This window comes from Vibrio sp. SS-MA-C1-2 (genome assembly GCF_021513135.1).
In the GTDB taxonomy this organism is placed as follows: Bacteria; Pseudomonadota; Gammaproteobacteria; order Enterobacterales; family Vibrionaceae.
The window spans coordinates 428,910-455,079 of sequence record NZ_CP090980.1; the positions used below are offsets into that span (position 1 = coordinate 428,910).

Below are 26,170 nucleotides of genomic sequence, written 5' to 3' on the forward strand. Positions count from 1 at the left end.
CTTTAAGCTAAGACTTTTTGTTGGCGACGGATCAATAACCACCAAGCTAAGATAAAGTATAGCAGCGACAATACCCAAAGCTGCTGCCACTTATCTGCAACTTGATACAAGCTTGCGCCCATTTGATTCATCTGAACAAAACCTTGTATTCCAGCCGTTGATGGTGCCCACTGTGCTAGCCAATTAATCCACACTGGCATTGCGGTTGTCGGCCAAATAAACCCTGCACTAAAGACCAATGGCAATGACGCCACCAGCACCACTAGCGTAGCAAGTTCACGTCGAGGAACAAGCTGACCAATCACCACCCCTAAAGAAGCAACGGAAATTAAAAACGGAATAATTAATGCCCACAATGAAGTCATCGAAGCTAAGCGACTTATTCCATAATAATTAAAGCTAAAACCAAAATAATACATCACCAACGGAACATAAAGCAGAGAAAACGTTATCACTCTTACCGTCAACAATTTTAACGGAGAGGTCGTTAACCAATAGTGCACTTGATTTTGAACCCCATTTTTTTTATCGTCAACATAACGCTCACTCTGCGTCGCCCCTAAAATTCCCGCCCCAATTAATAATGTTTGATGTAAGATCAAAACAAAAACCGCTGGCACAACATAGTTGATATACCCCATCGTTGGATTAAAAACGGGTTGTGTTGAGAGTCTAACGGTATTGTATTGCTTACTGGCTAACGGTAGAGCTTGACCAGAAATCAAAAGTTGTGAAACCTTGACCTCCGCCCCTAAAGTACCACTTACCGTTGCAACCCCTTCCGCGATGGTTCCATAAACTAAAAAGTAAGAGGCATCTCCACCATAAGAGAGTGTAGGGCTACGACCTTGTAATAAATCACGATAAAAATCAGCTGGGATCTGCAAAAAACCCGAGACTTCTCCTTCCTTGATCCTCTGTTCTGCTTCGGCAATTGAATTCGCATAACCCGCAATTTTGACCTGTGGTGTCGCATCGACCATAAACTCAATCTTTCTGCTTAATTGACTATGATCTAAGTTAACCACCACAATTTTCTGCTCTCTTGGTAACTGATTTGAATACGGCAATGGATAGAGGAAAGAGTAAAAAACAATCCCACCAAATACCGTAATCACAATTGCAGGATTGGTTAAGATGGCTTTAAATTCCGCTTTAAAAAGTGCTAACCAACTCATACCATCTCCTGATGACTGCTTTGTTGTTGACTAACCGCTTCTTGGCTAACCTGTTGTTGTTGGCTAACCTGTAGTTGATCACGCTTAATCTGCTCAGAAAACTGCTTATCTCTTTTTTTCATCAATATGATCACAAACACAAACACCAATAAAAACAGACCAAATGCCAAGAATTCAGGTTTTAATAAGGTCAATGAACCACCGTAACTACTCTCAACCACTTGCATCTTAATATAGTGACTCACCGGTAAAATAGAACGCCAAAATAATCCTAAACTCGGCATATCTGTTGCAGGAAAGGTTATGCCAATAAAGGCAAAACTTGGCGCGGTATACGCAGCGGCAACACTAAATGCTCGGGCAGGTTCCATAGCAACAAAGTAGAAAAATGCCCCCATTGCCTGACATGCCAATACCATTAACCATTGAGAGATAATCAAAATCGCCCAACTACCGTGCATCGGCCAACCTAACCAGATATAGAAATAGAATAGAAATCCCAGCCCTAATAACATCATTGGAATTTGAAGTACTAAGCTTTTAATCACTAATGCAGCAATCGGTTGCCCATTCATCCACTGATGTAGACCATGAAATTGATTATTCGGTTGATCAGAGAAGTCATACTGTCGACTGCGGTGTTGAGTAATCAAAGAGAGGATCATCGAGATAACGATAATAATCTGCCAAGTTGCCGGTATCGCAGCAGAAACTAAAAACTGTGCATAATCGGTACTGCTATTGTAGAGCGCAGAGATCTGGCTTTGTACTGGAACCGCCTTTGCAAACGCCAACGGGATGGCACTTTCACCTAATGCCAGATTCTTTAATACCCCAACACCCGCATCAAACGTGCCATGAGCGGTCTGAAGTGCTGAATTAACCAACTTCCCCATCAAGATAAACTGACTGTTATAAAAGCCCGTCACTTCAGGAGAGAGCCCTTCTAACGCCTCTTTTTCCATTTGAAAGGGTAAAACAACCAGACCATAAATCTGACTATTACGCATTGCATCAACCCCTTCTTTGACAGAAGAGAAGCTTTGCGTCACCTCCAAAGTTGGGCTCATATCATATTGACGCGTTAAGGCTCGAGATAATTCACTATGATCGAGATCGACCACACCAATAGGTAAATCTCGCGCAAAGCTGGCTTGAAATATCGCCGCTATCAAAACAAAAAGCAGAATAGGCGTAATCGATACCGTAGTCAGTAACCACTTATCATACCAGATAAGCGACCACTCTTTTTTCCATCGTTGAGTTAATGATCTAGCCATTAATCAACCAGAACACTCATACCGACACGTAAACCTGCAATCGGTTGTACAGGGTCAGCTTCAATCTGAAAAGTTCGCATATCGAAGCCTTTTCTGGTATCCGTTGCGCGCCATGTCGCAAAATCGCCCATTACCGCAACATGTCTCACTGTAAATTGATGGCTCTTTTCGCCTAAAGCGGGGATTTTGGCGCTAAAAGTCATCCCTTTATTGAAGTTTTTCAGGTTATCTTCACGAATATGGAAAACCGCCCAAGCTCGCCCCATATCAATCACCGTCACAACAGGGAATCCTTGTGGTGCTAGCTCCCCAGCATGAAGTAAAACTTGAGACACTTCACCATTGTAATGACTCATAATTTTTGTTTCAGCGACATAAGCTTCAACTTCAGCAACGGCTCCTGCAGCCATATTCGCTTTACCCTGTGCTGCCACTTTAGTCTCTTGACGTGCGCCCTCTTTCGCCATTTGATACATTTGATAAGCCGCTTGCTCTGTATATTTAGCTGCTTGCCATTGAGTATAAGCCTCATCACTCTTCTGCTCAGCCACGACACCGTCGTTATAAAGGTTACTGATACGCTTATAGGTTTTATCCCATAATGCTGCAGCTGCTTTGGCTTTTTGCCATTGATCTTCTGCTGCAGAAATTTGTTGAACACGAGCACCATTATTGGCCTCTTGAGCTAATGCACCCGCAGCTTGTTGTCCTGCTTTAGCTTGTTGTAGTTTTGCCGCCACTTCAGGGCTATTTAGAGTAAAGATTAATTGATCTTGTTTAACTTCATCCCCTTTCTTCACTAGAACATCTTCAATACGACCGGGGATCTTTGATGAAATACTGTATTGTTGAGCTTCAATCTGTCCTTGAATACGAGTAGGCTGCGGTTGATAGGCAAGCCAAAATTGATAACCAAGCCAGATAACCAGCACCGCAATAACAGCAATAATTGCTGCTGGGATTAATTTATTATTTGATGACTTCATAGCGTGATCTCAACTCCACGTTCATTTTGATAAGTATTAAAATTATTCATCTCACCACTGATAGCCAGTAGTCGAGTTAAAGAGAGGACATATTGGTACGCGGCTGCTGAACGTTTTGTTTTCACGCTGGCTAAAAATAGCTCTGCATCAACAACATCTAACGAAGTAAATAAACCTTGGCTAAAACCTTTAACTCGTAGACGGACATTTTCTTCGGCCAAGGCTAAACTCGACTCTAGGCCATCAAATTCTTCTTTAGATTGTTTCGCTTCTCGGTAGGTTTTTTCCACTAAAACAGAGAGATCACGCTCTGCCTGAGCACGTAAATGTTGTACTTGCAAAACAGCACTGTGAGCGGCACGAACTTTTCCAGAACGGCCAGATGAGTCAATAAGAGGAATATTAACTCCAACTCCCACAGCCCAATCAGGTTTAATATCCGACGCTAATGAATCATCTTCATACAGATCATGCGTTCCGTAGAGATAAACCTCAGGATAGTATTTGCCTTTTTCTACTTTTATTAGCCCTTCAGCTTGCTTCTTTTTTGCATCAAGAATACCTAAACCTGGGTATGATACTAGCGTTTGATCGATGAAAGCTTCCATTGGAGGAAGAGAAGGGTTAGTGAATAACCTAGAAGTTGGGACGGCTTGATCTTGCTGTTGTAACATGTTGGTCAATGCGATTTGTGCGATCTCTAATCCGCGTTCCGCTTTGCGACGATCAATTTTAGCTTGGTCATAAGAGACCTCGGCTTTGAGTCGTTCGACTTTGGCTATTTGGCCTTGTTGCTCCAGTTTCTTCGCATCGTCTAAATGTTTTTTTAGACCGGCTTCGACTTCTTTGTAAGTGGTTACTACCTGTTGAGAAAGCACCACACCAAAATAGACTTTACTAAGATCTTCGAAACGCGCCTGCTGTTCCATCGCTAAAATTGCACTGGCTTCTTTGGTTTGATTTTCGGCAATATCTTGAGCGGCAAGAATCCGCCCACCGGTAAAAATCGGCCAAACCGCACGGATTGATGAGGTGAAGATATCTTGGTCTGTGAAATCAGTAACAGTATTCCCCCTGCAATCCCAAGAGCTCCACCTAAGGCACCTAAATTTAAATCTTGTGCATCTAATGAAACCGGTTTTTGCAAGTGAGTATAATTAGCACCAATGGAGATATTGGGAAGATAAAGGTCTGATGCTGCATCTTGCATATTTTGCGCACGTTCAACGCCTGCTCTTTTTGCGGCTAACGCATCACTATTATTGGCGACTTGGCTCCAAGCTTGAGAAAACGAGAAGCTATTAGCCAATACAGGAAAAGTTAAACTTGTGCTACATAAAATACCTAACGGTATCAGCCAACGTTTTGATTTCACATTTATTCCTATTAGATTAACATAACCGAGACAGTTTAGAGTAAAAGCTCTAAAGATTCATCTCTTTTTTATCTTTAGATCCAAAAATAGAGCTAACATATAAAAATAGTTGATAGTTAATTTCATTATAGTCTAGGTTTTTATGGAATGAGGCTTGAGCAAAAAATGTAAGTTTAATCTCATCACTTAACTCGCTGTTATTTAATGTGATATATCCCCTTCAGACTTGAAGTCGCTAGGTTAGGTTTATAATAATGGCTGCACTTGCTCGCCCCAATCATAGCGTAACCTATACTCATGGGGCCTCATTCACTTGCTGCCTACTAGCAACGCCAATTATTTTAGGGATAGAAATGAACTTGAAATAAAGAGAGGAGGAAGTATAAAAAAGTTAAATAATAAAAAGGTTAAAAAGAACATGCCCAATTAACCCTATTCAACTATTTAGTTAGCGGAGTTGTTGATACTTTCGATATTTATCAATCGTCGCAATTATTAATACAATAGCAAAAAAGGACCCACAAAGAATGAAGGTAAACTGTGACTCTAAAACGTTAATTTTGGGAAAGTGCACTAAACCTTCGATTAAGCGTCCAGATACAACCACAAATTGCAAAATTGAAATAAAGAATGAATCCATAATGACATAAAAAGCTAAAATCGAGATATAGGCCAACGTTGTTAGCAGAGGTTTATAAATCGGAAAAGGGAAGGAAAGGATATAGATAAGGGTGATACCGAATAAAATCAGGTCGACCTTTTTAATTGGTTTCATTATTAAATTTTTAACTCTTCTATTTTTTGCGACATTCTACCCATTTTATAAAACTAATCAATAATTACTTATTTTAGCTCAATGCCAGTAACTTCATCTGAGTTTATACGAAAAAGCAGCTTGATAACTCATATCAAGCTGCTTTCTTTAGATTTAAAAACTACCCAAGTTAACCTTTAACGCCCCCCGCGGTTAAACCACCCACTAAATAACGTTGTGCCAATAAGAAAACACTGGTAATAGGCAATGCTGACATCACTGCCGCAGCAGCAAAATCTCCCCACAAGTAGTTTTGTGGGTATAAATACTGCTGCATCCCAACCGCTAAGGTATAAGAGCTCACATCACGCAATAACAGTGAAGCAACAGGGACTTCTGTAATGGCCGCGATAAATGAAAGGATGAACACAACCGCTAAGATTGGCACAGACAATGGCAGTAAAACCAATCTAAAGGCTTGCCATGGTGTTGCACCATCCAATGCTGCAGCTTCTTCTAATGAAGGGTCAATCGATTCAAAGTAGCCTTTAATCGTCCAAACGTGAAGTGCGATTCCCCCCATATAGGCAAAGATAACCCCCCCGTGAGTATTCATACCCAAGAATGGGATATAAGCGCCTAACTTATCAAACAGAGCATAAAGAGCAACCAATGCTAAAACAGCAGGGAACATTTGCAAAATCAGCATTGATTTAAGAATAAAACCTTTTCCTGCAAATTTCATTCGAGCAAATGCATACGCACAAGTTGTCGAAAGGGCAACAATACCAATAGCCGTTAAACCTGCCACTTTTACTGAGTTCCATAACCATAATAAAACGGGGAATGGAGGTGGTGTGACTGAGCCATCTGCATGTGTGACTGTCATCCCAAGCGCTAACTTCCAATGCTCAAAAGAGATGCTTTTTGGAATAATGTCACCCGTTGCATAATTACCTTCTCGTAGAGAGATCGCAATCACCATCAATAACGGAAACATGATCAACGCAAGGAAACACCATAAACCAACATGCGTCGCTAATAAGCGGTATCTTTCAGATTTTCCTGTCACCATCGCCATAGTAACGCTCCTTATTCTGTGTCTAATTTTGTAAATTTAAGATTAATCAGTGATAAGCCACCAACTAATAAGAAGATAATCGCGGCAATTGCACCAGCTAAACCAAAGTCTTGACCGCCGCCGCCTTCAAAAGCAATACGGTAGGTGTAGCTCACTAATAAATCAGTGTGACCCGCCGGTGTGCTTGTACCAATCATATCTGGCTGCCCATTGGTTAATAACTGAATCAATACAAAATTATTAAAGTTAAAGGCAAAACTAGCAATTAATAACGGTGTTAATGGTTTGATTAACATCGGCAGTGTGATCTTGAAGAAGTTTTGGAATGGGGTTGCACCATCCATTGCAGAGGCTTCATAAAGATCCTCAGGAATCGCCTTAAGTAGACCCATACATAGGATCATAATGTAGGGATAACCTAACCATGTGTTAACCACAACAATCATGGTTTTCGCTAGAATGGGATCGGTAAACCAGTTTGGGCTAATACCGAAAATCCCTTCTAACAACTGATTTATCTCACCAAAGCTCTGGTTAAATAAGCCTTTAAAGATAAGAATCGAAATAAACGCAGGCACCGCATAAGGTAAAATAAGTAGTACCCGATAGATCGCTTTTCCCTTCAATGCTTCCCACTGAACGATACAGCCTAACACCATTCCGACAATCGTCGTCAATACAACCGTTAATGCAGAGAAAACAACCGTCCAGACAAAAATACTAAAGAAAGGCCCTTGTATCCCTGGATCGGTAAAGATACGGGTAAAGTTTTCCCAACCAATATTAACGACAAAACCTGGGGCTAATGGTTTACCGACAAATTCACCATTCTCATAAGCTTGGTAATTACCCGTCTCCCAGTTTGGTTTTAAAACTTCGCCATTTTTTTGGTTAACAAACGTTTCGTTGTCATCTTGTAATAGATAAAGTGGCATTACTTGACCGAATTTTCTCAGCCCAGACATCACTAAATCGTGGTTATTTGGTCCTTTTACCGTAATCTCTTTTAATGCATTTCGATTTTTAATCACTACTTTTAATGGTGCTTTAGTACCCTGTAGCTGATCGGTTTTCTCGGTTGTTAGAGGAGTAGGTTGAGTCTGATGCAAAGCGAAAGGTGCCGTTTGAAAGCGCTCATCTCCTTGCTTAATAACAATCGAGCTTAAGTCACCTTGTTGGTAAAGGTCAAAACCAAAGCTATTACCCGCTTGATAAGTCTGTTGTTGGAAGACCGATTGCGCTCGTTCGAAACTGAGTTGGTTTGCACCACTGTAGTTAGTAAATGCTAACCCTATTGTATAAACCAGAGGGAAGATAACGAACAAAATCATCCCAGCAACACCCGGATAAATATAACGATGAGCGTAGGTCTTTCTATTAGCAAAAACAAAAACGCCTAAAGAGGCTAGCACAAGAGTTAACAGTGCAAATATGTACTCACCTTGCATATACATTAGAATGATCGCATAGCCATTAATGATGCTGATCAAACCTAATGTCGCCCATTTCAACCAATTTTTATGACTACTTTTTTTCAACGCTTGGTCTGTATTTGACGCTGAGGCTGGTGATGAGTTCATCGGTAAATCCTTTCTCGCTTTAAATTAAAATTAGGGGCGACCTCTAGCTCACTTCAAATAATATTAAACCTTGAAGAAAGAAAATAAGTCGCCCCAAAATCACAGGGTTAAATTAACCTAATGTGATCGTTTTATTTCTTAAGAATACGCTCTTTTGCCGTAGCAAGTGCTTCATCAACACTTTGACGACCATTGACTGCATTAATAATAGCTGCTTTTTCTGCATACCAGAAACCTGACATTTCAGGAATATTTGGCATAATTTCACCATTTTGAGCATTGGCCATTGTTGCTGCAATACGAGGATCTTTTTCTAAAACGGTTTCGTATGACTTAAGTGCAACCGCGCCTAGTGGCTTATCATCATTCACTTGCTTCAGACCATTATCTGTTAATAGGTAGTTTTCTAGGAACTCTACCGCTAGATCTTGGTTTGGTGACGCTGAACTAATACCCGCACTTAATACACCAACGAAAGGCTTAGATGGTGAACCATTTAATGTTGGTAGTGTTGTTACACCATAATTAATACCCGCTTTCTCTACATTGCCCCATGACCATGGACCATTGATTGTCATTGCAACTTCACCTTTGTTGAATGATGCTTCTGCAATTGAGTAATCGGTATCTGCAGCGATAACGCCATTGTTAACCATATCAACAATAAAACCTAAACCACGCTTAGAGCCGGCGTTATCAACACCAACATCTTTTGCATCATAGCCATTTGCTGTTGCTTTGAAGGCATAACCACCATCAGCGGCAATAACAGGCCAAGTGAAATACGGTTCTTGTAGATTCCACATGATCGCTTTTTTGCCATCGGCTTGCAGTTTCTTATCTAAAGCCGCAACTTCTTCCCATGTTTTCGGTGCTGTCTTTATAAGATCTTTGTTATAGATAAGAGAAAGTGCTTCAACTGCGACTGGATAACCAATATATTTACCTTCGTAGCTCACTGAATCCCAAGTAAAGTCATAGAACTTCTCTTTAAACTCTGCAGAAGGTTTAATTTCAGTAAGAAGACCGGCTTTTGCATAGCCACCGAAACGGTCGTGTGCCCAAAAGACGATATCAGGACCATCACCAGAAGATGCAAGCTGAGGGTATTTCTCTTCCATTTTATCAGGATGTTCTACCGTCACTTTAATACCAGTGTCGGCTTCAAATTGCTTACCAACCTCAGCAAGACCGTTATAACCTTTGTCGCCGTTAATCCAGATTGTTAACTGGCCTTCTTCAATTGCAGCATGTGCACTAACTGAACCTAAAGCAACCATGGTGCAAAGTGCAGCAGTTGTAAGAACTCTCTTCATTGTAAAAATCCTTATTAATGATTAAATATAAATGTGAATCTATTCAGTACTACTATCTTCTAATAATTTTCACTCAACATCCTCCTCCTATCATCTACTCCCTCTCAGATCAGTAATAAAAATGTGATAGGCGTCACCAAGATGAGACTAAATAGTCATAGAACTGCTAAATTACTCTCAAATATGAACCAATTTACGTAAATTAGGTAATATATGAGTAAAGTGACTCATCCCCTCGATTTTCTAAATAAGGAGGATGAAATTAGCTGATTTTATTGGCAATATTCTCAAAAATGGTAATAACAAAAAAATTAACAGTAGTAAATCGGTCTCTGCAATGATCATTTACTGCCTGTTCAAAGCAGAAGAGTGAGGGAAATACCCATGGCAAATGTGACGCTAAAGAATGTCTGTAAAGCGTATGGTGATGTAGTTATCTCTAAAAATGTTGATTTAGAGATTGAACAAGGCGAGTTTGTGGTATTCGTTGGCCCATCAGGCTGTGGTAAATCAACGCTATTACGTTGTATTGCTGGACTTGAAGATATCACGTCTGGTGACCTATATATTGGTGATAAGAGAATGAATGATATTCCTCCATCGCAACGCGGTGTCGGTATGGTCTTCCAATCTTATGCTCTCTATCCTCATTTAAATCTTCATGACAATATGTCGTTTGGATTAAAATTAGCAAAAGCTGATAAAACTGAAATCGAAAACCGTGTCAATCATGCCGCGGAGATTTTACAACTGACACCTCTTTTAGAACGTAAACCTAAAGCCTTATCTGGTGGGCAACGTCAACGTGTTGCCATTGGTCGTACGTTAGTTTCTCAGCCCGATGTATTCTTATTAGATGAGCCACTATCAAACTTAGATGCAGCACTTCGTGTTCAAATGCGTATTGAGATTGCAAAACTTCATAAACGCCTTGGCTCAACGATGATCTATGTCACTCATGATCAAATTGAAGCGATGACCATGGCCGATAAAATCGTTGTTTTAGATGCGGGATGGGTTTCTCAAGTAGGTAAACCATTAGAACTTTACCATTATCCGAAAAACCGTTTTGTTGCTGGCTTTATTGGCTCACCAAAAATGAACTTTATTAATGTCTTTATTGAAGAAGTAGAAGACCAACGCGTATTAGTTCAACTGACTTCTGGTGCTTCATTCTGGATCCCTGTAGAGGGCTCAACAGTACAACGAGGCTCTCGCATGTCTCTGGGGATTCGTCCGGAGCATTTGGTACCCGCAGAAGAAGGGGACGCAAAAGTAATAGGGAGTGTATTGGTAACAGAACAATTAGGTAATGAGACTCAAGTCTATCTTGAAGTTAAAGAAGCAGATGCGAGCATTATCTACCGTCAACCAGATACTTTAATCATTGATGCGACAAAACCGTATTCAATCGGTATTCCTGCTCACCGTTGTCACTTGTTCCACGAAGATGGCACTGCTTGCCAGCGTCTATATAAAGAAATTACCGCTTAAATTTCTTTACTATTTTGGCACCCAACTCGATTTATGAAATCCAGTCGTCGAGTTGGGTGCATTTTTCCTTTTTTACTCTCTCAATTTCATTCATCTCATCCTCATTCCCAATCTTAAACTAAACTTACTCTTAACAAACTTAGGCATAGCAAAAACAGACTCAACCAAAAGTGTGTTAACCACGTTTTTTAAGAGGTGAATATGAAAGTAGGTATTTATTGGTTTAGCAATGATCTCCGTTGTCATGATAACCGACTTCTCAACCTCGCGACCCAGACAGTTGATGTCTTAATTTGTATATATTGCTTACCCAAAATCACCCCTTTTCTAAAACACTTTTCACAACAAATGCACTTTGGCGCACAAAAACTACGTTTTCAGCACCAGTCCTTAATACAACTACAACATGATCTACAACAACGCAAACAGCATTTATTGATTTACCAACAAACACCGAGTGAAGTCATTGCATCTTTGATTAAAGAGTTATCAGTTTCAGATCTATTTTGTCATTATCATGCTGGTTATGATGAACAACAACAGCAATTAAAAGTAACCACTCGGTACCCATCATTAACCGTTCACAAATATGAAAACAGTACTATTCTCACTGAATCTCAATTGCCTTACCCTTTGACTGAGATTCCAAGAACTTTTACTCAATTTAGAAAAAGTATTGAGTCGATAGCAACCTTGCCCCCCATCAAAGAGCAAGCTATTTATCCCCACTATTTAATACCAAAAACCATATCGCCATTGAACTTAGATGAGCCTACCTTTATTGAATCCTCACGACAAAAAAAGGATCAAGAGTTATATTTTCAAGGAGGAGAGCAGGCAGCATTAGCCCATATTGAGCACTATTTTTCAGGTTCTTATGCAAGCTCTTATAAAGAAACGCGTAATGAATTTGATGGTATTAACAACTCTACAAAATTTTCTCTTTGGTTAGCAAATGGAAACCTTTCAGTCAGACTTATTAAGCAAAGGTTGGAAGAATATGAATTACAAAAAGGAGCAAACCAATCGACATATTGGATTTTATTTGAGCTTCTTTGGCGAGAGTTCTTCTATTGGCAAGCATTAAAAAACAGTCAACAGCTGTTTTTAACACCTAACTCGCAAAGATTAAAAAGGTTAACGCCACACCAACAGCTTAATTTAACGGCATGGCAAAAAGGGAAAACACCATCCACACTGATCAATGCTTGTCTAAACCAATTAAACGAAACAGGATACTTATCTAATCGAGGGCGACAATTGGTCGGAAGTTATCTGATTCACGAACTACAAATCGATTGGCGTTTTGGTGCAGCATATTTTGAAACCCAGCTTATTGACTACGATGTCGCATCCAATTGGGGAAATTGGCAATATCTAGCTGGTTTAGGCGCTGCCCCCAATGGTTCTCATCAATTTGATATAATCCAGCAAGCTCAACGTTATGATCCAAAAGGCCATTTCACTAAAAAGTGGACTATTTAACGTAATAGGAAATCATTGGGGTAGCATCATGAAATACAATAGAATAAGACTTATTCTTGGTGATCAATTAAACAGTCAACACTCTTGGTTTACTCAATCAGATGAGGAAACTCTCTACCTTATTGCTGAACTAAAGCAAGAAACTGACTACACCACTCACCATATTCAAAAAGTGTGTGCCTTCTTTGCAGCTATGAGTGCATTTGCTCAAGAAAAACAAGATCAAGGCCATCATGTTCTTCATCTTACCCTTGATGAAACCTGTGCTTTTTCAGATTTACCGACTTTAATTAATTATTATCTTGAGCTCTATCAGGCAAAGAGTTTTGAATACCAGCAACCAGACGAATACCGATTAGCCGAGCAGTTAGCATGTTTTGCTTCTCAATTATCGCTATCAAAAAATCTCAGTAACATTGAAATAAAAAAAGTTGATACTCAACACTTCTACCTGTCATTAGCTGAAATTGAACAACAATTTACTAAAAATAAATTCTCCATAATGGAGCAATTTTATCGAAAAATGCGAAAACAACACCACATTTTAATGGATGAGGATAACAAACCCATTGGAGGGAAATGGAATTTTGACCAACAAAATCGTAATAAGCTCAAGCAACAAGATATTGATTCTTTGCCAGAACCCAAGTCATTTGACAACTCAATATCTGAGATCTTAGACCGCCTCAAACGCCATAAAATAATGACTATAGGAGTGACAGCAAATCCTCTATTTTGGCCGATCAATAGAGAACAAAGTCTCGAATTACTGGAACACTTTTGTCGCGTTTGCCTGCCCTACTTTGGACAATATCAAGATGCGATGATAGACAATCATCCTGCAAAGTGGTCGCTTTACCATAGTCGCCTCTCTTTTTCTCTCAATACTAAGCAACTCTCCCCCAAAGAAGTGATTAATCACGCTTTAAACGCATTTACTGACAACCCAGCGATTGAGATTGCTCAAGTTGAAGGATTTATAAGACAAATTATAGGCTGGAGAGAATTCATTCGTGCTATATATTGGAAAAATATGCCTGAATACAGCACGCTTAATAACTTAAATGCTCACAGAGCCATTCCTGATTTTTTTGGACAGGAAACACGAATATGCGCTGTCTGCAACAAGCCATTACTCAGTCCTTAAGCCATAGTTATGCTCATCATATTCAACGATTGATGGTCACGGGAAATTTTGCTCTATTAGCAGAGCTTGAACCACAGCAAGTAGATAATTGGTATTTGGGGATCTATATAGATGCAATTGAATGGGTTGAAATGCCCAACACGCGAGGTATGGCGCTCTTTTCAGATGGCGGCGTTGTCGCAACCAAACCTTACGCAGCCAGTGGCGCATATATTAACCGAATGAGCAACTACTGCAAAAACTGTCACTATCAGGTCAACAAGCGACATGGAGAGCAAGCCTGCCCTTTAAATAGCCTTTATTGGCGATTCCTTGATAAACATCAACAACAGTTAGCGAAGAACCCTCGAGTTAGAATGATCTATCGCAGCTGGGATAATCTCACGGAAGAAGAGCGTCAAGCCACATTAAAGTGCGCTGAAGAGTACTTAATAAAAATAGAAAAGCTTTAATTGAGTCGACACTATGAACCTGAAAATCAAAAATTATTGTTTTTCAACACACTCCTTAAACAATAAAAAAACAAAATTCCACATAATAAACATACAGTTACAATGACTTGTAGATATTTAATAAAAATAACACTGTACAATAGGTAAGATTTAGGTAGAATTCACCTCGGCCTGTAAGTCAGACCTATTTATTTGATCCATATATTATGCTTTAAGAATTTTACTGCCTTAATAGTTTTATTTTGACATTAATTTTTCCCTATACATATTATTTTCACATAAGTAATTCTTCTCTTGGCTACATTTACGCATTATGCGAATTATTTTTATAAATTATTAGGAATTAGACATGTCTAAATCAACTGGTATCGTTAAGTGGTTTAACGAAGAAAAAGGTTTCGGTTTCATTACTCCAGAGAACGGCGGTTCTGACGTATTCGTTCATTTCCGTGCTATCGCTTCTGAGGGTTTCAAAACTCTTAAAGAAGGTCAAAAGGTTTCTTTTGATACTGAACAAGGCCAGAAAGGTCCTCAAGCTGCAAACGTTGTTGGTCTTTAATAGCCAAGCGTTTTAGTTTGTAAAAAAAAGCCGGCATTGCTGGCTTTTTTTATACCTGAAATTCCGCTTCTTAACGACAATATTACTCACCTTTGATTCTCACCAATACTCTTTTACTCTTAGTTATCAATCCGATAAATCTTACTAAACACCCTTTTCCTGTTTATCCAATTCAAAACTATATTTTCCTTATTGACTGATTTATATTAGAGAAAGCCTAACTAAAGGCATAGATAACCGCGAATATATACCCTTCTTACTTAAACAAGGATAAGTTATGAATAATATACGTCAATTTCTAGATTATACCCCAACCATTGCGGATAGTGCCTATATCGATTCTGCTGCGACAATTATTGGTGAAGTCAATATTGGAGAACAATGCAGTATTTGGCCTTCTGTTGTCATTAGAGGTGACGTTAATTCGGTAAGTATTGGGCACCAAACAAACATTCAAGATGGTTCTATTATTCATGTTACCCGAGCCGAGAAACGCGGCAATGATAGTGAAGCAACCATTATTGGCGATTATGTCACAGTAGGTCACAGTGTAAATTTGCATGGCTGTACCATCAAAGATCATGTTTTAATTGGTATTGGAACCACAATATTAGATGGTGCTGTTGTCAATCGTAATGTCGTTATTGGTGCTGGAAGCTTAGTTCCACCGAGAAAAATATTAGAAAGTGGTTTTCTTTATTTTGGTAATCCTGTAAAAAAAGCCCGAGAACTTACCGCAGAAGAAATTCAATTTCTCACTCAATCTGGCGATAATTATGTCGCACTTGGAAAACAGTACAAACACGAATAATCTCACTTTTTATAAATATATAGACCCAAAGTAATTGGAGTTGCTAATAGGCGGCAAGTGAGTGAGGCTCCATGAGTGTAGGTTTCCTATATGATTGGGGCGAACGAGTACAGCCAACAACCTAGCAACTTCAAGTATGAAGGGGATACCTAAAATAATTGAAATTGTTAGTCAGCAAGCAAACTCAGCCAAGTCACTAACAACTCCAATTATTTTATTGGTCAAATCTTATCGGTTAAGGTTTCATACAATTAGCTAATAATTGAGCGAAAAACTCTCCACCTTTTCGTTGACAGAATTGAATATTTCGTTCAGGAATTGATTCTGGCTCATCATACTCTTCCAGCGCTTCTTCTAGGCTACTTTCACGAATCAGATGTAAGGTTGGATAAGGTGAGCGGTTGGTGTAGTTAGATGGCTCATCGTAAGGTTCATCATCAAAACAGTAATCAGGGTGGAAGGTCGCTATCTGATAAACGCCCTCATACCCTTGTTCAATCAAAAGTTCATTCGCGATATCCACCAGATCAAGATAGGGATAGAAACCTTCAAAACCTCGTGGAATAACCACTAACGATGTTTCAATTTCACTATTTTCATCTAAGAACTCACACTCTATAATTAACTGTTCTAAAACCTTATCAATTTTAGATTCATCCACAGTGATACAGCGAATAGAGCCTCGTTCAATCTCACGACGAGCGAATGGGCATATATTGTATTTAATTATCACATCTTTGACCCATTTAACGGTCTGGTCAATCACTTGCTGCTGCTCTGTCATATCGCTCTCAACTGAATCAATTTAATAAATGATATAATAAATTGAGGAACAAAATAAAGCAATCAGGATTATTAAACAACCAATGCCTTAATATTCAAAGAAAAAACGTTTTGATCTCTTATCTAATTATTACTTCCACTACTTTTAACATTAATGAGTAACAATCATAACAGTTGTTGTTAACACAACAGTAATAATACATAAAATAGGCATGATAAATTCCTTTTTGCTTAGTAATGATATTTAAGATAATTGAAATTTATTAAATAAATATTTTAATACGAAAAAATTTCAATAATTAATGTTTTTAGTTAACTGCTCACTATATTAAACTGATTAATTATTTAATAAACAGCCTCAAATTGAACACTTCGTTCTAAAAGTTGAGACAATAAAAATCAACAATACATTTCCACACCAATCACTGCCTACCATCAAGAAACAAATAACCAACAAAAAACTAACACACAAATAACCCTGTCGATGGAAAAGCTATTTTTTGATATAAATTTTCTATAGAAAAGATAAAGTTAATATAAATATTATTTAATATCAACAGGTTATTAGATTAGATTTAGTTTTATTACCTAAATCATAGCAAAACAAATCAATCTATATGTCTTTACCGTAAAGAAAAATATTTTTTCCAAATAAATACAAGTAGTTAACTAACAATTAAAATGATGATAATTAGCTAACCTTTTCTTTATGACTTTACAACCACAAGAACATAAATTAACCGTATCGTTTAGTTTAAATACCACTTAAATATATACACTGTGGTACAACAAAGAGTAAGGGAATTTTATGTTGAACAATATCGAACAACACAGCCCAACCATTCAACATGATAGTAGTCGTGTTATTGGTTCTATATATAGTCGTCAATATTTCTCTGAAACGTGTTTTGTAAAGAAAGTATATAAGCTAACTAAGATATTAAAAGAGTGTTCAAGTCACTTCTCTCTCGATGAGCTATCTAATAGTAATAAGGTAAATGCACCGTCAACAAAGTTAGAATTATCAGCAAATGAAAAACTCTCATCACTTTTTAATTTTAATAATACATTATCTGCAACAAAAATAACTAAAAACATAGGGATTAGCCATTACTTACTTTTTCAATCATTGAAGCGACTATCTTCAATTGCTCTGGCAATAAAAGAGAACAAAGAAACAAGCGTTCTGGTTAATCAGTATAGTGATATTGAGCTACTAACAATGAAACCAAAAAAAGTTATCTCTTTATGTAATGAGCTTATCTCTGGTGGCCAGTTTAATGACATATTAATGTCATCATTTAATCATAAATTTAAAGCTTATTACCAAACAGGTAAAGTTCTTGTCTCAAGAGCGAAATATCAATACTGGGTTAAAATATTTTCTAGTCACGGGCTGCCAAAAGAAAATATTATTCCTATATCAATCAAGACAACTCAAGATATAGAACATCTAAAACGTCAACTAATCACATTATATGAAAACAAAACTCCGGTTTTAGCTGTCATTCCTATGCTTTCACTTAAAGATGAAACGATAGATTCAATCAGTGCGCTTATTCGTTTACGTCACTTTTGTGAAGCGGTGTTTAAAAGCTCTTTCTATATCCATGTAGACGGTACGAATAGCGGCTATAACAAGTATTACTTTACTGATGAAGATAATGAATTAATTCATCAAGAGTATCTCTCTGACCTATTTGATAGCAATACAAACTTCGATAAAGAAAACGACACAAAAAACCTCAACTATAACTCAAGGTTTCAATCACTATCTGGTGTTGATTCCATAACATTAGAACAACCAAAAAATGGCGCATTCCAACAAGATTTTGGTGCACTCGTTATCAAAGACAATACCTTTAACGGTATTTTATACCAGTCTTGATCTTCCATTACTCAGCTTAATAAAGGTTTAATACAATGAGACTTGATGATTTTAATCTGTTCCGTATCGTCGTTGAACAGGGTAACTATTCATTAGCATCAAAACAATCTGGCGTGACGATTACGACATTAACTCGTCGTCTGTCAACTCTAGAAAAAACACTCAATACGCAACTTCTTACTCGTGATTCTAGAAGAGTGACCTTAACTGATGCCGGGCAACGTTTCTATTCACAATGTACGCCGACCATTATGCACTTGCTAAAAAATGTTGAATTTTTGAATAAGGAACATAAGACCGCTGCTGGAAAGTTACGTATTGCAGCACCATCTGGTCTATCTAAGATTTTTTTACAACCCATGTTCAATGCATTTATGTCTCAATACCCTGAAATCAGTATCGAGTTACTCGTCAGTAATGACACCAATCAACTCGACCCAACAGATTGGGACGTGTTATTTCGCATTGGCTCATTACGCGACTCAACCTTAATTGCAAAGAAGATCCACCAAGTAGAAGATATTTTGGTCGCCTCGCCTAAATACCTAGTTAATGCTCAACCCCTTTTACACCCTCAAGATCTTAATGAGCATACTTTATTACGTGGCAGCCCTCTTTTACGTTGGCGTTTAGCGAATAAACATAATGACTGCGTGGTTATTGATAAAGCGGGACGTTTTGAAGCCAATAACCTAAATATCGTTAAGCAAGCCTGTATTGATGGTTTAGGTGTCACACTAATGCCAGATACCATGGTAAAAGAACAACTTCAGCGTGGTGAACTAGTTCGAGTTCTAAAGGATTGGTCTGCTAATGAACATGACCTGTTCTTACTTTATAATCATCGTAAGCATCAGTCAGAAAAATTACGTGTATTTATTGAGTTTGCTAATCAATACTTTCAGCCAAAACATTAATAATTTCACCATATACGTTTACTCAAAAATCGTATTCAAAAATTAAGCTGGGCTATTTCGTCCTTCCAGTATCGGTAGATAAACAGTGACGTAATCTATCGATCATAAACTCAACGTTAAATTCCAATCCAATTGATTCCAAGGACTGTTTGGATCACCCGTTAAGCCCCGAATCACTCGCATCTCCTCCTTGGCAAATACTTCTGTTGCATTACTTTGCCAGTATTGGCGCCCAACAACATAACTAATACCAAAGCTATACCAACTATCAAAACAGGGCTGTACTTTTAAAGCCAGCTCGTACAACATCTGCCAGCACTCTTGCTCAGAAAAAAGCCCTAACGATGTCCCCCAACGACAAATAGAAGCGTAACGTCCATCATCCCAAGCTCGGATCCCACTTTTACTTAAGGTATGACGATAACTGCGAATAAGTTGTAACTCGCTCTCTCTTTTTTTATTACCCATATTGGCGGTAAGATACTCCGTTATTGCAAATTCGGACAATTGAGTAAGATCGTGTTGCGTTTGCATATATGCCCTATTATGACCACCATTAAGTAACCCATTTAGCATATTAAGATACTCTTCCCGAGTTTCAATTCCCCAATCTCTCACCATCATATGCTTTAACGCTTTTAAGTTATTCTCAGTCTCGCCATGATGATGAAGCAGATCGTGTCTCAAACCATTCATTTCAGTTAATAACGAACTAATACCCAATCCCCATAATTGGGTCGGAGATAAATTATCAGGGTTATATTGCTCAAGGTTACGCATGACTAGCCTCCTCCTGCTGTACTTTCAATTTCATTTCAATGATCGCTTGCTGATATTGTTCAACCTCTTCAACATCACTATCTGTTGTTGCTAAATAGGCTTCCATCGCCAATTCTGAACTCTCAAGATCTTTAATTTCACAGGCGATATCCAACCAATGTAAAGCAGGATATATCCAACTAGGGCTACAAGAGAGGGAAGACTTAAAACAATCTATTGCCTCTGATTTTAATTCTAACTCTTCATTGCATAGTCCCAGTCGATACCACGCCAAATAATATAAAGAATTCAGACTGATCACATGATTTAAATCGGCTCTTGCTGCTAATGGTTGACCAGAAAATAGAAGAAAGCTTCCCCGCATAAAATAGTAACGCCACGGTTCACTATTGAGACTAATCGCTCGGTTGATACTTTTTAAAGCCTGATCATTAAACCCTAATTCAAACTGCGCTTTCGCCATACTAGCGAGTATTTCATCCGAGTTTGGAGTAAATGAGTGGGCTTTTTGCAACATCGCCAACCCCTCTTTATAGTTCTCTTGGTCATTATAGAGTTGCCCCAACCGTACCAAAGAAGGGTAACCATTGGTCTCTTCTAATTTCGCTTTATCCAATGCCATCAAATAGGCATTTATCGCCAATTGTGGTTGGTTTAATGCTTGATAAGCGATACCCAACATATGATGCAGTTCACTGTTTCGGAAACCAAACACTTGGTCAATTTTAGACAAGAAAAGCCAACGGAAAGTGACCGAAACAATGCTGCCACGGATCAACTTTAATAACGGTTCAAAAAAGGGTTTAGTCTTTTTAATTCGCTGCTCTAAAAAGGTGGCACACTCTTGGTAAGCACCTATCTCAATGTACGATTCTGCAATTTGTTTTAACGCTCTTGAGTGGTTAGGTTTCTGCTGTAAGATCGCAAAGCTCTCATCGAGCATTTTTTGGTTAATTTGGATTAATTGGATTCGAGCTTCGACATCAAATGGTGTCTGTAACAATAACTGCTCATACAGACACTTAGCAGAAAAGAGATCATTCAGAGCTAAATAACACCTTGCTAATCCTTTCATCGCTACATCATGATGTTCATCCACCAATAGTGCAGATTTATAGTTATCAGCCGCCACACTAACAGCATGATGCCTAAGGTTTATTTGTGCTTTAAAAAGGTAGCCTTCAATGCGATGCGGGTATTTAATTGCTAATTTATCGGCATAAAACAGCGGTTTATAAGGCTCATTTTGATTGAGATAATAGAGATAAAACAGTCGATCTAACTCAAAATCTTGCACATCAATCTCATTAAGCTCTTTAATGACGGCTTCCATACCTTCACTGCTTTCATTAAGGATTAAATATTCGAATCGCTCTCTAAGTGCAAAGTAGTGTTCCATCGCATTAACATCGAGCGGAGTAGTAAAGAGAACATCCTGATACCCTAACCGCCACTGCTCATAAGCAAAGTGGTCTAAAACGCGATCAACGGTCTGCTCACCAAACTCATCCACAAGCACTTGATAGTTATCACTCCAGCTAAAGTAATCATCAAGATATTTAAAAACGTCAGTCGGGATATAAAAATAGTGGCCGATAAAATGAAACAGTGAAAAAGTCATCCCAATCCTAGCATCAAGATTCCAGGTAGGCTGAGATTCAACTGCGTCCTGCCAAACCTTTAATTCTTTACGCTGATCTAAATCACCATATATCGCCACAACCTTATCCATAAACGTTGCGACTATTTTATCGACCGTCTCTCTCGATAGTGATTGCTTTTCTTTGTCGCCTAATTCTGTTGTCGTTATTTCAACGTCATTCATTATAATCTTGGCGGGTTCACTATTGGTGTTATCACTCTCTCTCTCTATTGAGTCAGCATCAACAGGTTCAACTGTGTTAATTTCATCAAGAGAGATAAATCGCGCAGCCTCTAATGCCTCTTCCAATGCCGAACGTAACGCTTTAAACCCTTCTGGATTATCCTCGGGGTTGTACTGTTTTAACTGTCGAGCATAAGCCCGTTTAATGGTCATTTTATCAACTGTCGGTTCTATACCGATTAACTGCCAGCAATCCATTGTTAGATCCTTCTACCTTCAATTTGTGATAAATCATCATTGATTTTAATCCGTGCTTTTTTAATCTTTTTTAAGGTCTTGTAAATAAATCAAAGACTCAAATTCAACCAGTAAATCATTAATATATTCTCTCTCTTCCCCCAATGACTGTTCATATAGGCGCTCACCTCTCGCCAGTAACATCCTATTTTCAAGCTGGTCTCGTGGATGTGTTTTTAGTGCATTAAGCTCAATAAGTCGTTGTTGGATCTGCTCATCAGTGAGATGACAGCTCTCGCTTTTTATGACTTTATGTTGTAACTCTCCTGTCGATTCAACCCGTGTATCTACCTCTAAAATGCCATTGATATCGTAGGTATAACGAACCGTTACAGCTTGCTCACCCGCAGGCGCAGGAGGGACAGCAATCTCAAGTTCACCTAATTTGATATTATCTCGCACTAAGCGACTCTCTCCTTGATAGATAGAGATCAACAGACTTAGCTGATTATCCTCACAGGTGCTAAAGATCTTTTCTCGGCTAACAGGGATCACCGTATTGCGATCAATAATTGAGGTGTAAAATCCAGCCTGTTGTCCTCTCTTCCCTGTTGTTTTCACCGTCTCTAAACCCAAAGAGTAAGGACAGACATCGGTGAGAATAATATCCTTTAATGAGCAATCTCGCGCCTTAAGACCAGCTTGAACAGCTGCACCCAGTGCGACAACTTCATCTGGGTTATGGTGACTTTTCGGAAAGCGGCCAAACATCTTAGCAACCAGAGAACGGACCAACGGCATCCGAGTCGCCCCACCAACAAGAATAATATCATCAAGTTCTGACGGTGAAATTCTTGCATCATTTAATGACCGTTCAATGGGACGACGAATTTTCTCAATCAGTGGTTGGCAAAGCTCAGAGAACCGGTCTCGGCTCAGTGTCCAAGTGAAGGTATTTTGGCAAATATCGAACTCTAGCGTGGCTTGATGCTGGCGAGTTAAATCCAGTTTTAACTGCTCAACTTTCCAACGTAATTGACTGTAATCTTTCAGGGGGAGTGAATGAAGTGACGGTTCGGTTTGTGATAAGCCATCGGACGATAAGTTGTTCAGTTGATGTTTTTTAATGAATTCATCCACCAATAAATCAACAAAATCTTCGCCACCAAGCGCATTATGCCCCGCGGTTGCATTAACCTCCATGCTCCCTTCATAAAGGCTAAGAACTGAGACATCAAACGTTCCCCCACCCAAGTCAAAGATTAAAAATTGACTCTCATCTTCTCTATTTTGCAGTCCATAACTTAATGCTGCCGCCGTCGGCTCATTGATCAATCGTTCAACCTTTAATCCAGCCAATTCTCCCGCTAATTGCGTTGCTTTTCGTTGCTGATCATTAAAGTAAGCTGGCACACTGATCACTGCCTCATCAATGGTCTCCCCTAAAAAGGCTTCGGCGTCCGCCTTTAATGCTCGTAATAGCAGTGATGAAAGATCTTCCGCACGAAATGGACTAGATGAACCAAAGTAATAAACCTTATCTGAGCCCATGTAACGTTTGAAAATAGCAGCGGTTTTTTGCGGGTGGGTAATTAGGCGCTCTTTTGCCACAGCGCCAACAAGAACATGACCATCATCATCAAGACCAACAACAGAAGGGGTGAGGTTTTCACCAAATACATTTGGGATAATCACCGCTTGGTCACCATTCCAATAAGAGACTAAACTATTCGTCGAGCCTAAATCAATACCAATAATTAATGACATTTCCCTCTCCATAAGATAAACGATAAAATAATCCATTGGTGAGTATTGTTTTTAATTAATTATTGTTATCTCATCAATTACGTTTATTTTCCTATCAGATATATAAACGCAAATAAAATAAGAGTTCAAAGCTTAACAATTCATTTAGTCACTGTTTTAAATTGAGTCCTGAAATTAAGACAGAATAGATAGCAACGGCTATCCAGTTTATTTAGCGATTTGTTCAAGGGCTTTCATTGCTGCATACTCTTTTTCTGATAAATCAATCAGAATATCAGACGCTTTATTGACTAACGATTCATCTCTATTTTTCTCTGCCTCTTCTAATAACCGAATTACTTCCGACCATAACTCAGCAATCACGACAAACTGTTTATATGCTTTATAAATAAGGGGTAACTTTGTTATTTCATAAGCCTCTTGAAGAAAATCTCGATACATATTTCTAAATATCGCGCCTCCCGTTCCCGCTTTGTCCATCAACATTGCGGTGGTACAAAACTCATACTCAATATTTGAGCTTCGATTAAACCATTTTTTAATCTCTTCACTTGTTTTCAGAATGCCTTTATAACTAATATTTTTTATCGGTGGATTCAAATACTCAATGGCATTATTTACAATAGCAGCGACAATAACGTCTGAGAGATTAAAATTCACCGCTGTTTTTTGTAATGAATAGACTAAATTTTTAGCTGACATCGGCCCTTTTTCATTTCTTGCCAGTTCAAGGCTTTTTAATGATGTTTTTACCTTTCCTCCATTTGGCTTTGTATCGACCAGATAGGCCAAATTTTCATCATAGCCATACATTGCCGCAAAATGACCGGCAAAATGTATTTGAACAGCAAAGTACTCAAGATAATAAGAATCCAGCTGTAAACCGACAGCGATATTGTTATCTAGCAAAGATTTTGCATTATTCCACCCCTTTTTAACGGATGATGTCTCTTTCACCTCAAATTTTAATTTAAGGTTTTTTGCTAAATTCTTCGTCAATGACAGTGGTTTTACTCTGCCACCGATGAAAGGGAAATCCATGATCTTCATATTCCAGAAGATAAAACTCAGCCCCTCCCCCAAACCGAACATCATCGCTTCAGATAACTCAATATCTAATTGTCTCAGTAATGTTCCTGATGCCGTTGTCTCACAATGTACACCAACAAAGGGCTTAAAATTCTGTATTTCCATTTATTTCTCCATCGTCCTTGATTGCCAGTTATTCAGTTTTAACTGGAAATTAACAGAAGAAAAGAAAAGAATATCCATCTTTTACTCAATGGGTTCTTAACTGATCTTTTCTCTATTAATTTCTTAAAAGTGATATTTATTGTTTAGCTAGACCTAACGTAATTGACATTGCAAATAGGCGAGAAATGTAGCCAACAACCTAGTAATTTCAAGTAAAAGGAGGAATTAAGGTAAAAATAAAACGGTGGGATCTGATCTAATTTAGGCAATTCGACGACAACAAGAATTATCTACCTAAAGTCATTGGCATTGCCAGTCGGCGGACGAGCACCACCAACCACCTAGCGACTTCAAGTAAGAAAGGTAATAAAGGTATAAAGGTATAAAGGTATAAAGGTATAAAGGTATAAAGGTATATTATAGGATTGGGACAAATAAATGAAGCCGCTACTGTTATACATCTCGCCTAGCAGCTCCAAGTATGAAGGAAATAATTATTGAATTTCAAATAATTGGTGATCCTTTAAATCAGGAATGGTTTTTATTAACTCATCTTCTTGTTCAGCAACCGCCGTCATCGATTGACAAAGTGAATTCGCTTTTGCTTGTAATTCTTTCGTCTCAATTTTTAATGATGTCTCTAACTTCGCTTTGGCATCATCAAATTTCGCTTTCCATTCAGTTAAATTAACACCGCCATCACTCATTTCCGTCGACATCTGTTCAAGCATCACAGAAACAGAATCACTACTGACCTGATCTTTTAAAGTAACAAACTCTTTTTTCCAGTCCGACATCAATTGACTCATATCTTGAGGCTGAAAAGCAAAACCTTCTGGCGTGTAGTACTCTTTATTGATCTTAGCTTCTAGGTTATCGACCAATTTATCAAATTTCTGTTGTAACTCTTTAGAGTCAATAGATTCAGCGATCTGTCCAAGCAACTGGCGTAAATAAGTGAGTCCTTCTTGTATCAATTCTGAAATTTGAGGTAGATAAGTCGTCACCCCTTCACGGTAACTTTTTAACGCCTGTTGTTGCGCATTATCGAGGGAAATCTCCTTGCCACCAATAAACAACTTATTATCACTGGTCATTAATACTTTTGGTTGAGATGGCGTCTGGATCTCAACTTGCTGATCTTGTACCACCACATCACTTTTTAATTCAACAGGACAGAGAAGTGATGCACTGGTTGAAAAACTGGCCATCAATAGAGTGGAAATAGCTATCTTTGACGTAAATTGAGGGAAAAATGATTTTGACATGGGGCTTCCTTTT

At 38.5% G+C, this 26,170-nt stretch carries 19 protein-coding genes and 2 pseudogenes; 7 read left to right on the plus strand and 14 right to left on the minus strand.

From position 1 onward, the window contains the following. Positions 1-2 precede the first annotated feature (2 nt). From L0B53_RS01945 to malE, 8 genes and pseudogenes are all read right to left on the minus strand, one after another. The gene (locus L0B53_RS01945) at positions 3-1,178 is read right to left on the minus strand and encodes an ABC transporter permease (RefSeq protein WP_235059629.1); all 1,176 of its coding nucleotides are present in this window, start codon (positions 1,176-1,178) and stop codon (positions 3-5) included. Next, positions 1,175-2,458, minus strand: coding sequence for an ABC transporter permease (locus L0B53_RS01950; protein WP_235059630.1), 1,284 nt, complete (start codon positions 2,456-2,458; stop codon positions 1,175-1,177). The genes L0B53_RS01945 and L0B53_RS01950 overlap by 4 nt, the downstream gene beginning before the upstream one ends. Then, positions 2,458-3,444, minus strand: a complete 987-nt coding sequence (locus L0B53_RS01955) for an HlyD family secretion protein (RefSeq protein WP_235059631.1) — start codon at positions 3,442-3,444, stop codon at positions 2,458-2,460. Before L0B53_RS01955 ends, L0B53_RS01950 begins: the two co-directional genes overlap by 1 nt. After that, positions 3,441-4,786 (minus strand): annotated as a pseudogene (locus L0B53_RS01960) (TolC family protein). The gene L0B53_RS01955 and the pseudogene L0B53_RS01960 overlap by 4 nt, the downstream one beginning before the upstream one ends. A gap of 481 nt (positions 4,787-5,267) precedes the next feature. Beyond that, positions 5,268-5,594, minus strand: a complete 327-nt coding sequence (locus L0B53_RS01965) for a hypothetical protein (RefSeq protein ID WP_235059632.1) — start codon at positions 5,592-5,594, stop codon at positions 5,268-5,270. 169 nt (positions 5,595-5,763) lie between these two features. Beyond that, the gene (gene malG, locus L0B53_RS01970) at positions 5,764-6,654 is read right to left on the minus strand and encodes a maltose ABC transporter permease MalG (protein ID WP_235059633.1); all 891 of its coding nucleotides are present in this window, start codon (positions 6,652-6,654) and stop codon (positions 5,764-5,766) included. Between the two features lie 11 nt (positions 6,655-6,665). Then, positions 6,666-8,234: a maltose ABC transporter permease MalF gene (malF, locus tag L0B53_RS01975; RefSeq protein ID WP_235059634.1), complete on the minus strand. Its 1,569-nt coding sequence runs from the start codon at positions 8,232-8,234 to the stop codon at positions 6,666-6,668. Positions 8,235-8,365: 131 nt separating this feature from the next. Next, a complete protein-coding gene (gene malE, locus L0B53_RS01980; RefSeq protein ID WP_235059635.1) occupies positions 8,366-9,550 on the minus strand; it encodes a maltose/maltodextrin ABC transporter substrate-binding protein MalE in 1,185 nt (394 codons plus the stop codon). Between the two features lie 384 nt (positions 9,551-9,934). Here malE and malK point away from each other — a divergent pair, with 384 nt between their 5' ends. The 5 genes and pseudogenes from malK to L0B53_RS02005 all read left to right on the plus strand — a co-directional run bounded on the left by malK (position 9,935) and on the right by L0B53_RS02005 (position 15,498). Continuing rightward, positions 9,935-11,044: a maltose/maltodextrin ABC transporter ATP-binding protein MalK gene (gene malK, locus L0B53_RS01985; protein WP_235059636.1), complete on the plus strand. Its 1,110-nt coding sequence runs from the start codon at positions 9,935-9,937 to the stop codon at positions 11,042-11,044. A gap of 201 nt (positions 11,045-11,245) precedes the next feature. Beyond that, a complete protein-coding gene (locus tag L0B53_RS01990; RefSeq protein ID WP_235059637.1) occupies positions 11,246-12,529 on the plus strand; it encodes a DASH family cryptochrome in 1,284 nt (427 codons plus the stop codon). A gap of 28 nt (positions 12,530-12,557) precedes the next feature. Further along, a pseudogene (locus L0B53_RS01995) lies at positions 12,558-14,128 on the plus strand (cryptochrome/photolyase family protein). A 349-nt stretch (positions 14,129-14,477) separates the two neighbouring features. Continuing rightward, entirely contained in the window at positions 14,478-14,687 is a 210-nt protein-coding gene (locus L0B53_RS02000) for a cold-shock protein (protein WP_235059638.1), read from the plus strand. A gap of 277 nt (positions 14,688-14,964) precedes the next feature. Beyond that, positions 14,965-15,498: a gamma carbonic anhydrase family protein gene (locus tag L0B53_RS02005; protein WP_235059639.1), complete on the plus strand. Its 534-nt coding sequence runs from the start codon at positions 14,965-14,967 to the stop codon at positions 15,496-15,498. A 235-nt stretch (positions 15,499-15,733) separates the two neighbouring features. Here the strand turns inward: L0B53_RS02005 and L0B53_RS02010 are convergent, their stop codons facing one another. Next, positions 15,734-16,282, minus strand: a complete 549-nt coding sequence (locus L0B53_RS02010) for a DUF1415 domain-containing protein (protein ID WP_235059640.1) — start codon at positions 16,280-16,282, stop codon at positions 15,734-15,736. 807 nt (positions 16,283-17,089) lie between these two features. Here L0B53_RS02010 and L0B53_RS02015 point away from each other — a divergent pair. Together L0B53_RS02015 and L0B53_RS02020 are read left to right on the plus strand one after the other, a co-directional pair. Then, the gene (locus L0B53_RS02015) at positions 17,090-18,169 is read left to right on the plus strand and encodes a hypothetical protein (protein WP_235059641.1); all 1,080 of its coding nucleotides are present in this window, start codon (positions 17,090-17,092) and stop codon (positions 18,167-18,169) included. Positions 18,170-18,204: 35 nt separating this feature from the next. Then, positions 18,205-19,086 (plus strand): LysR family transcriptional regulator, encoded by an 882-nt coding sequence (locus L0B53_RS02020; protein ID WP_235059642.1) that lies wholly within the window; start codon positions 18,205-18,207, stop codon positions 19,084-19,086. Between the two features lie 102 nt (positions 19,087-19,188). Here the strand turns inward: L0B53_RS02020 and L0B53_RS02025 are convergent, their stop codons facing one another. The 5 genes from L0B53_RS02025 to L0B53_RS02045 form a co-directional block, all read right to left on the minus strand. Next, positions 19,189-19,866 (minus strand): DUF1266 domain-containing protein, encoded by a 678-nt coding sequence (locus tag L0B53_RS02025; protein ID WP_235059643.1) that lies wholly within the window; start codon positions 19,864-19,866, stop codon positions 19,189-19,191. Beyond that, positions 19,859-21,949, minus strand: a complete 2,091-nt coding sequence (locus L0B53_RS02030) for a J domain-containing protein (protein ID WP_235059644.1) — start codon at positions 21,947-21,949, stop codon at positions 19,859-19,861. The genes L0B53_RS02025 and L0B53_RS02030 overlap by 8 nt, the downstream gene beginning before the upstream one ends. 60 nt (positions 21,950-22,009) lie before the next feature. Further along, entirely contained in the window at positions 22,010-23,695 is a 1,686-nt protein-coding gene (locus tag L0B53_RS02035) for an Hsp70 family protein (protein WP_235059645.1), read from the minus strand. Between the two features lie 207 nt (positions 23,696-23,902). Next, a complete protein-coding gene (locus L0B53_RS02040; protein WP_235059646.1) occupies positions 23,903-24,889 on the minus strand; it encodes a BtrH N-terminal domain-containing protein in 987 nt (328 codons plus the stop codon). A 494-nt stretch (positions 24,890-25,383) separates the two neighbouring features. Then, on the minus strand, positions 25,384-26,157 hold the full coding sequence (locus L0B53_RS02045; RefSeq protein WP_235059647.1) for a DUF2884 family protein: 774 nt from the start codon (positions 26,155-26,157) through the stop codon (positions 25,384-25,386). Between the last annotated feature and the right edge of the window lie 13 nt (positions 26,158-26,170).

Excerpts from the sequence above, each read along its gene's own strand:
- L0B53_RS01990 (WP_235059637.1), top strand. The coding sequence starts at position 11,246 with ATGAAAGTAGGTATTTATTGGTTTAGCAATGATCTCCGTTGTCATGAT.
- malF (WP_235059634.1), bottom strand. The coding sequence starts at position 8,234 with ATGAACTCATCACCAGCCTCAGCGTCAAATACAGACCAAGCGTTGAAA.
- L0B53_RS02000 (WP_235059638.1), top strand. The coding sequence starts at position 14,478 with ATGTCTAAATCAACTGGTATCGTTAAGTGGTTTAACGAAGAAAAAGGT.
- L0B53_RS01955 (WP_235059631.1), bottom strand. The coding sequence starts at position 3,444 with ATGAAGTCATCAAATAATAAATTAATCCCAGCAGCAATTATTGCTGTT.
- L0B53_RS01945 (WP_235059629.1), bottom strand. The coding sequence starts at position 1,178 with ATGAGTTGGTTAGCACTTTTTAAAGCGGAATTTAAAGCCATCTTAACC.
- L0B53_RS02040 (WP_235059646.1), bottom strand. The coding sequence starts at position 24,889 with ATGGAAATACAGAATTTTAAGCCCTTTGTTGGTGTACATTGTGAGACA.
- L0B53_RS01950 (WP_235059630.1), bottom strand. The coding sequence starts at position 2,458 with ATGGCTAGATCATTAACTCAACGATGGAAAAAAGAGTGGTCGCTTATC.
- L0B53_RS02025 (WP_235059643.1), bottom strand. The coding sequence starts at position 19,866 with ATGCGTAACCTTGAGCAATATAACCCTGATAATTTATCTCCGACCCAA.
- L0B53_RS02035 (WP_235059645.1), bottom strand. The coding sequence starts at position 23,695 with ATGTCATTAATTATTGGTATTGATTTAGGCTCGACGAATAGTTTAGTC.
- L0B53_RS02030 (WP_235059644.1), bottom strand. The coding sequence starts at position 21,949 with ATGGATTGCTGGCAGTTAATCGGTATAGAACCGACAGTTGATAAAATG.
- malK (WP_235059636.1), top strand. The coding sequence starts at position 9,935 with ATGGCAAATGTGACGCTAAAGAATGTCTGTAAAGCGTATGGTGATGTA.
- malG (WP_235059633.1), bottom strand. The coding sequence starts at position 6,654 with ATGGCGATGGTGACAGGAAAATCTGAAAGATACCGCTTATTAGCGACG.
- malE (WP_235059635.1), bottom strand. The coding sequence starts at position 9,550 with ATGAAGAGAGTTCTTACAACTGCTGCACTTTGCACCATGGTTGCTTTA.
- L0B53_RS02005 (WP_235059639.1), top strand. The coding sequence starts at position 14,965 with ATGAATAATATACGTCAATTTCTAGATTATACCCCAACCATTGCGGAT.
- L0B53_RS02020 (WP_235059642.1), top strand. The coding sequence starts at position 18,205 with ATGAGACTTGATGATTTTAATCTGTTCCGTATCGTCGTTGAACAGGGT.
- L0B53_RS02015 (WP_235059641.1), top strand. The coding sequence starts at position 17,090 with ATGTTGAACAATATCGAACAACACAGCCCAACCATTCAACATGATAGT.
- L0B53_RS02010 (WP_235059640.1), bottom strand. The coding sequence starts at position 16,282 with ATGACAGAGCAGCAGCAAGTGATTGACCAGACCGTTAAATGGGTCAAA.
- L0B53_RS01965 (WP_235059632.1), bottom strand. The coding sequence starts at position 5,594 with ATGAAACCAATTAAAAAGGTCGACCTGATTTTATTCGGTATCACCCTT.
- L0B53_RS02045 (WP_235059647.1), bottom strand. The coding sequence starts at position 26,157 with ATGTCAAAATCATTTTTCCCTCAATTTACGTCAAAGATAGCTATTTCC.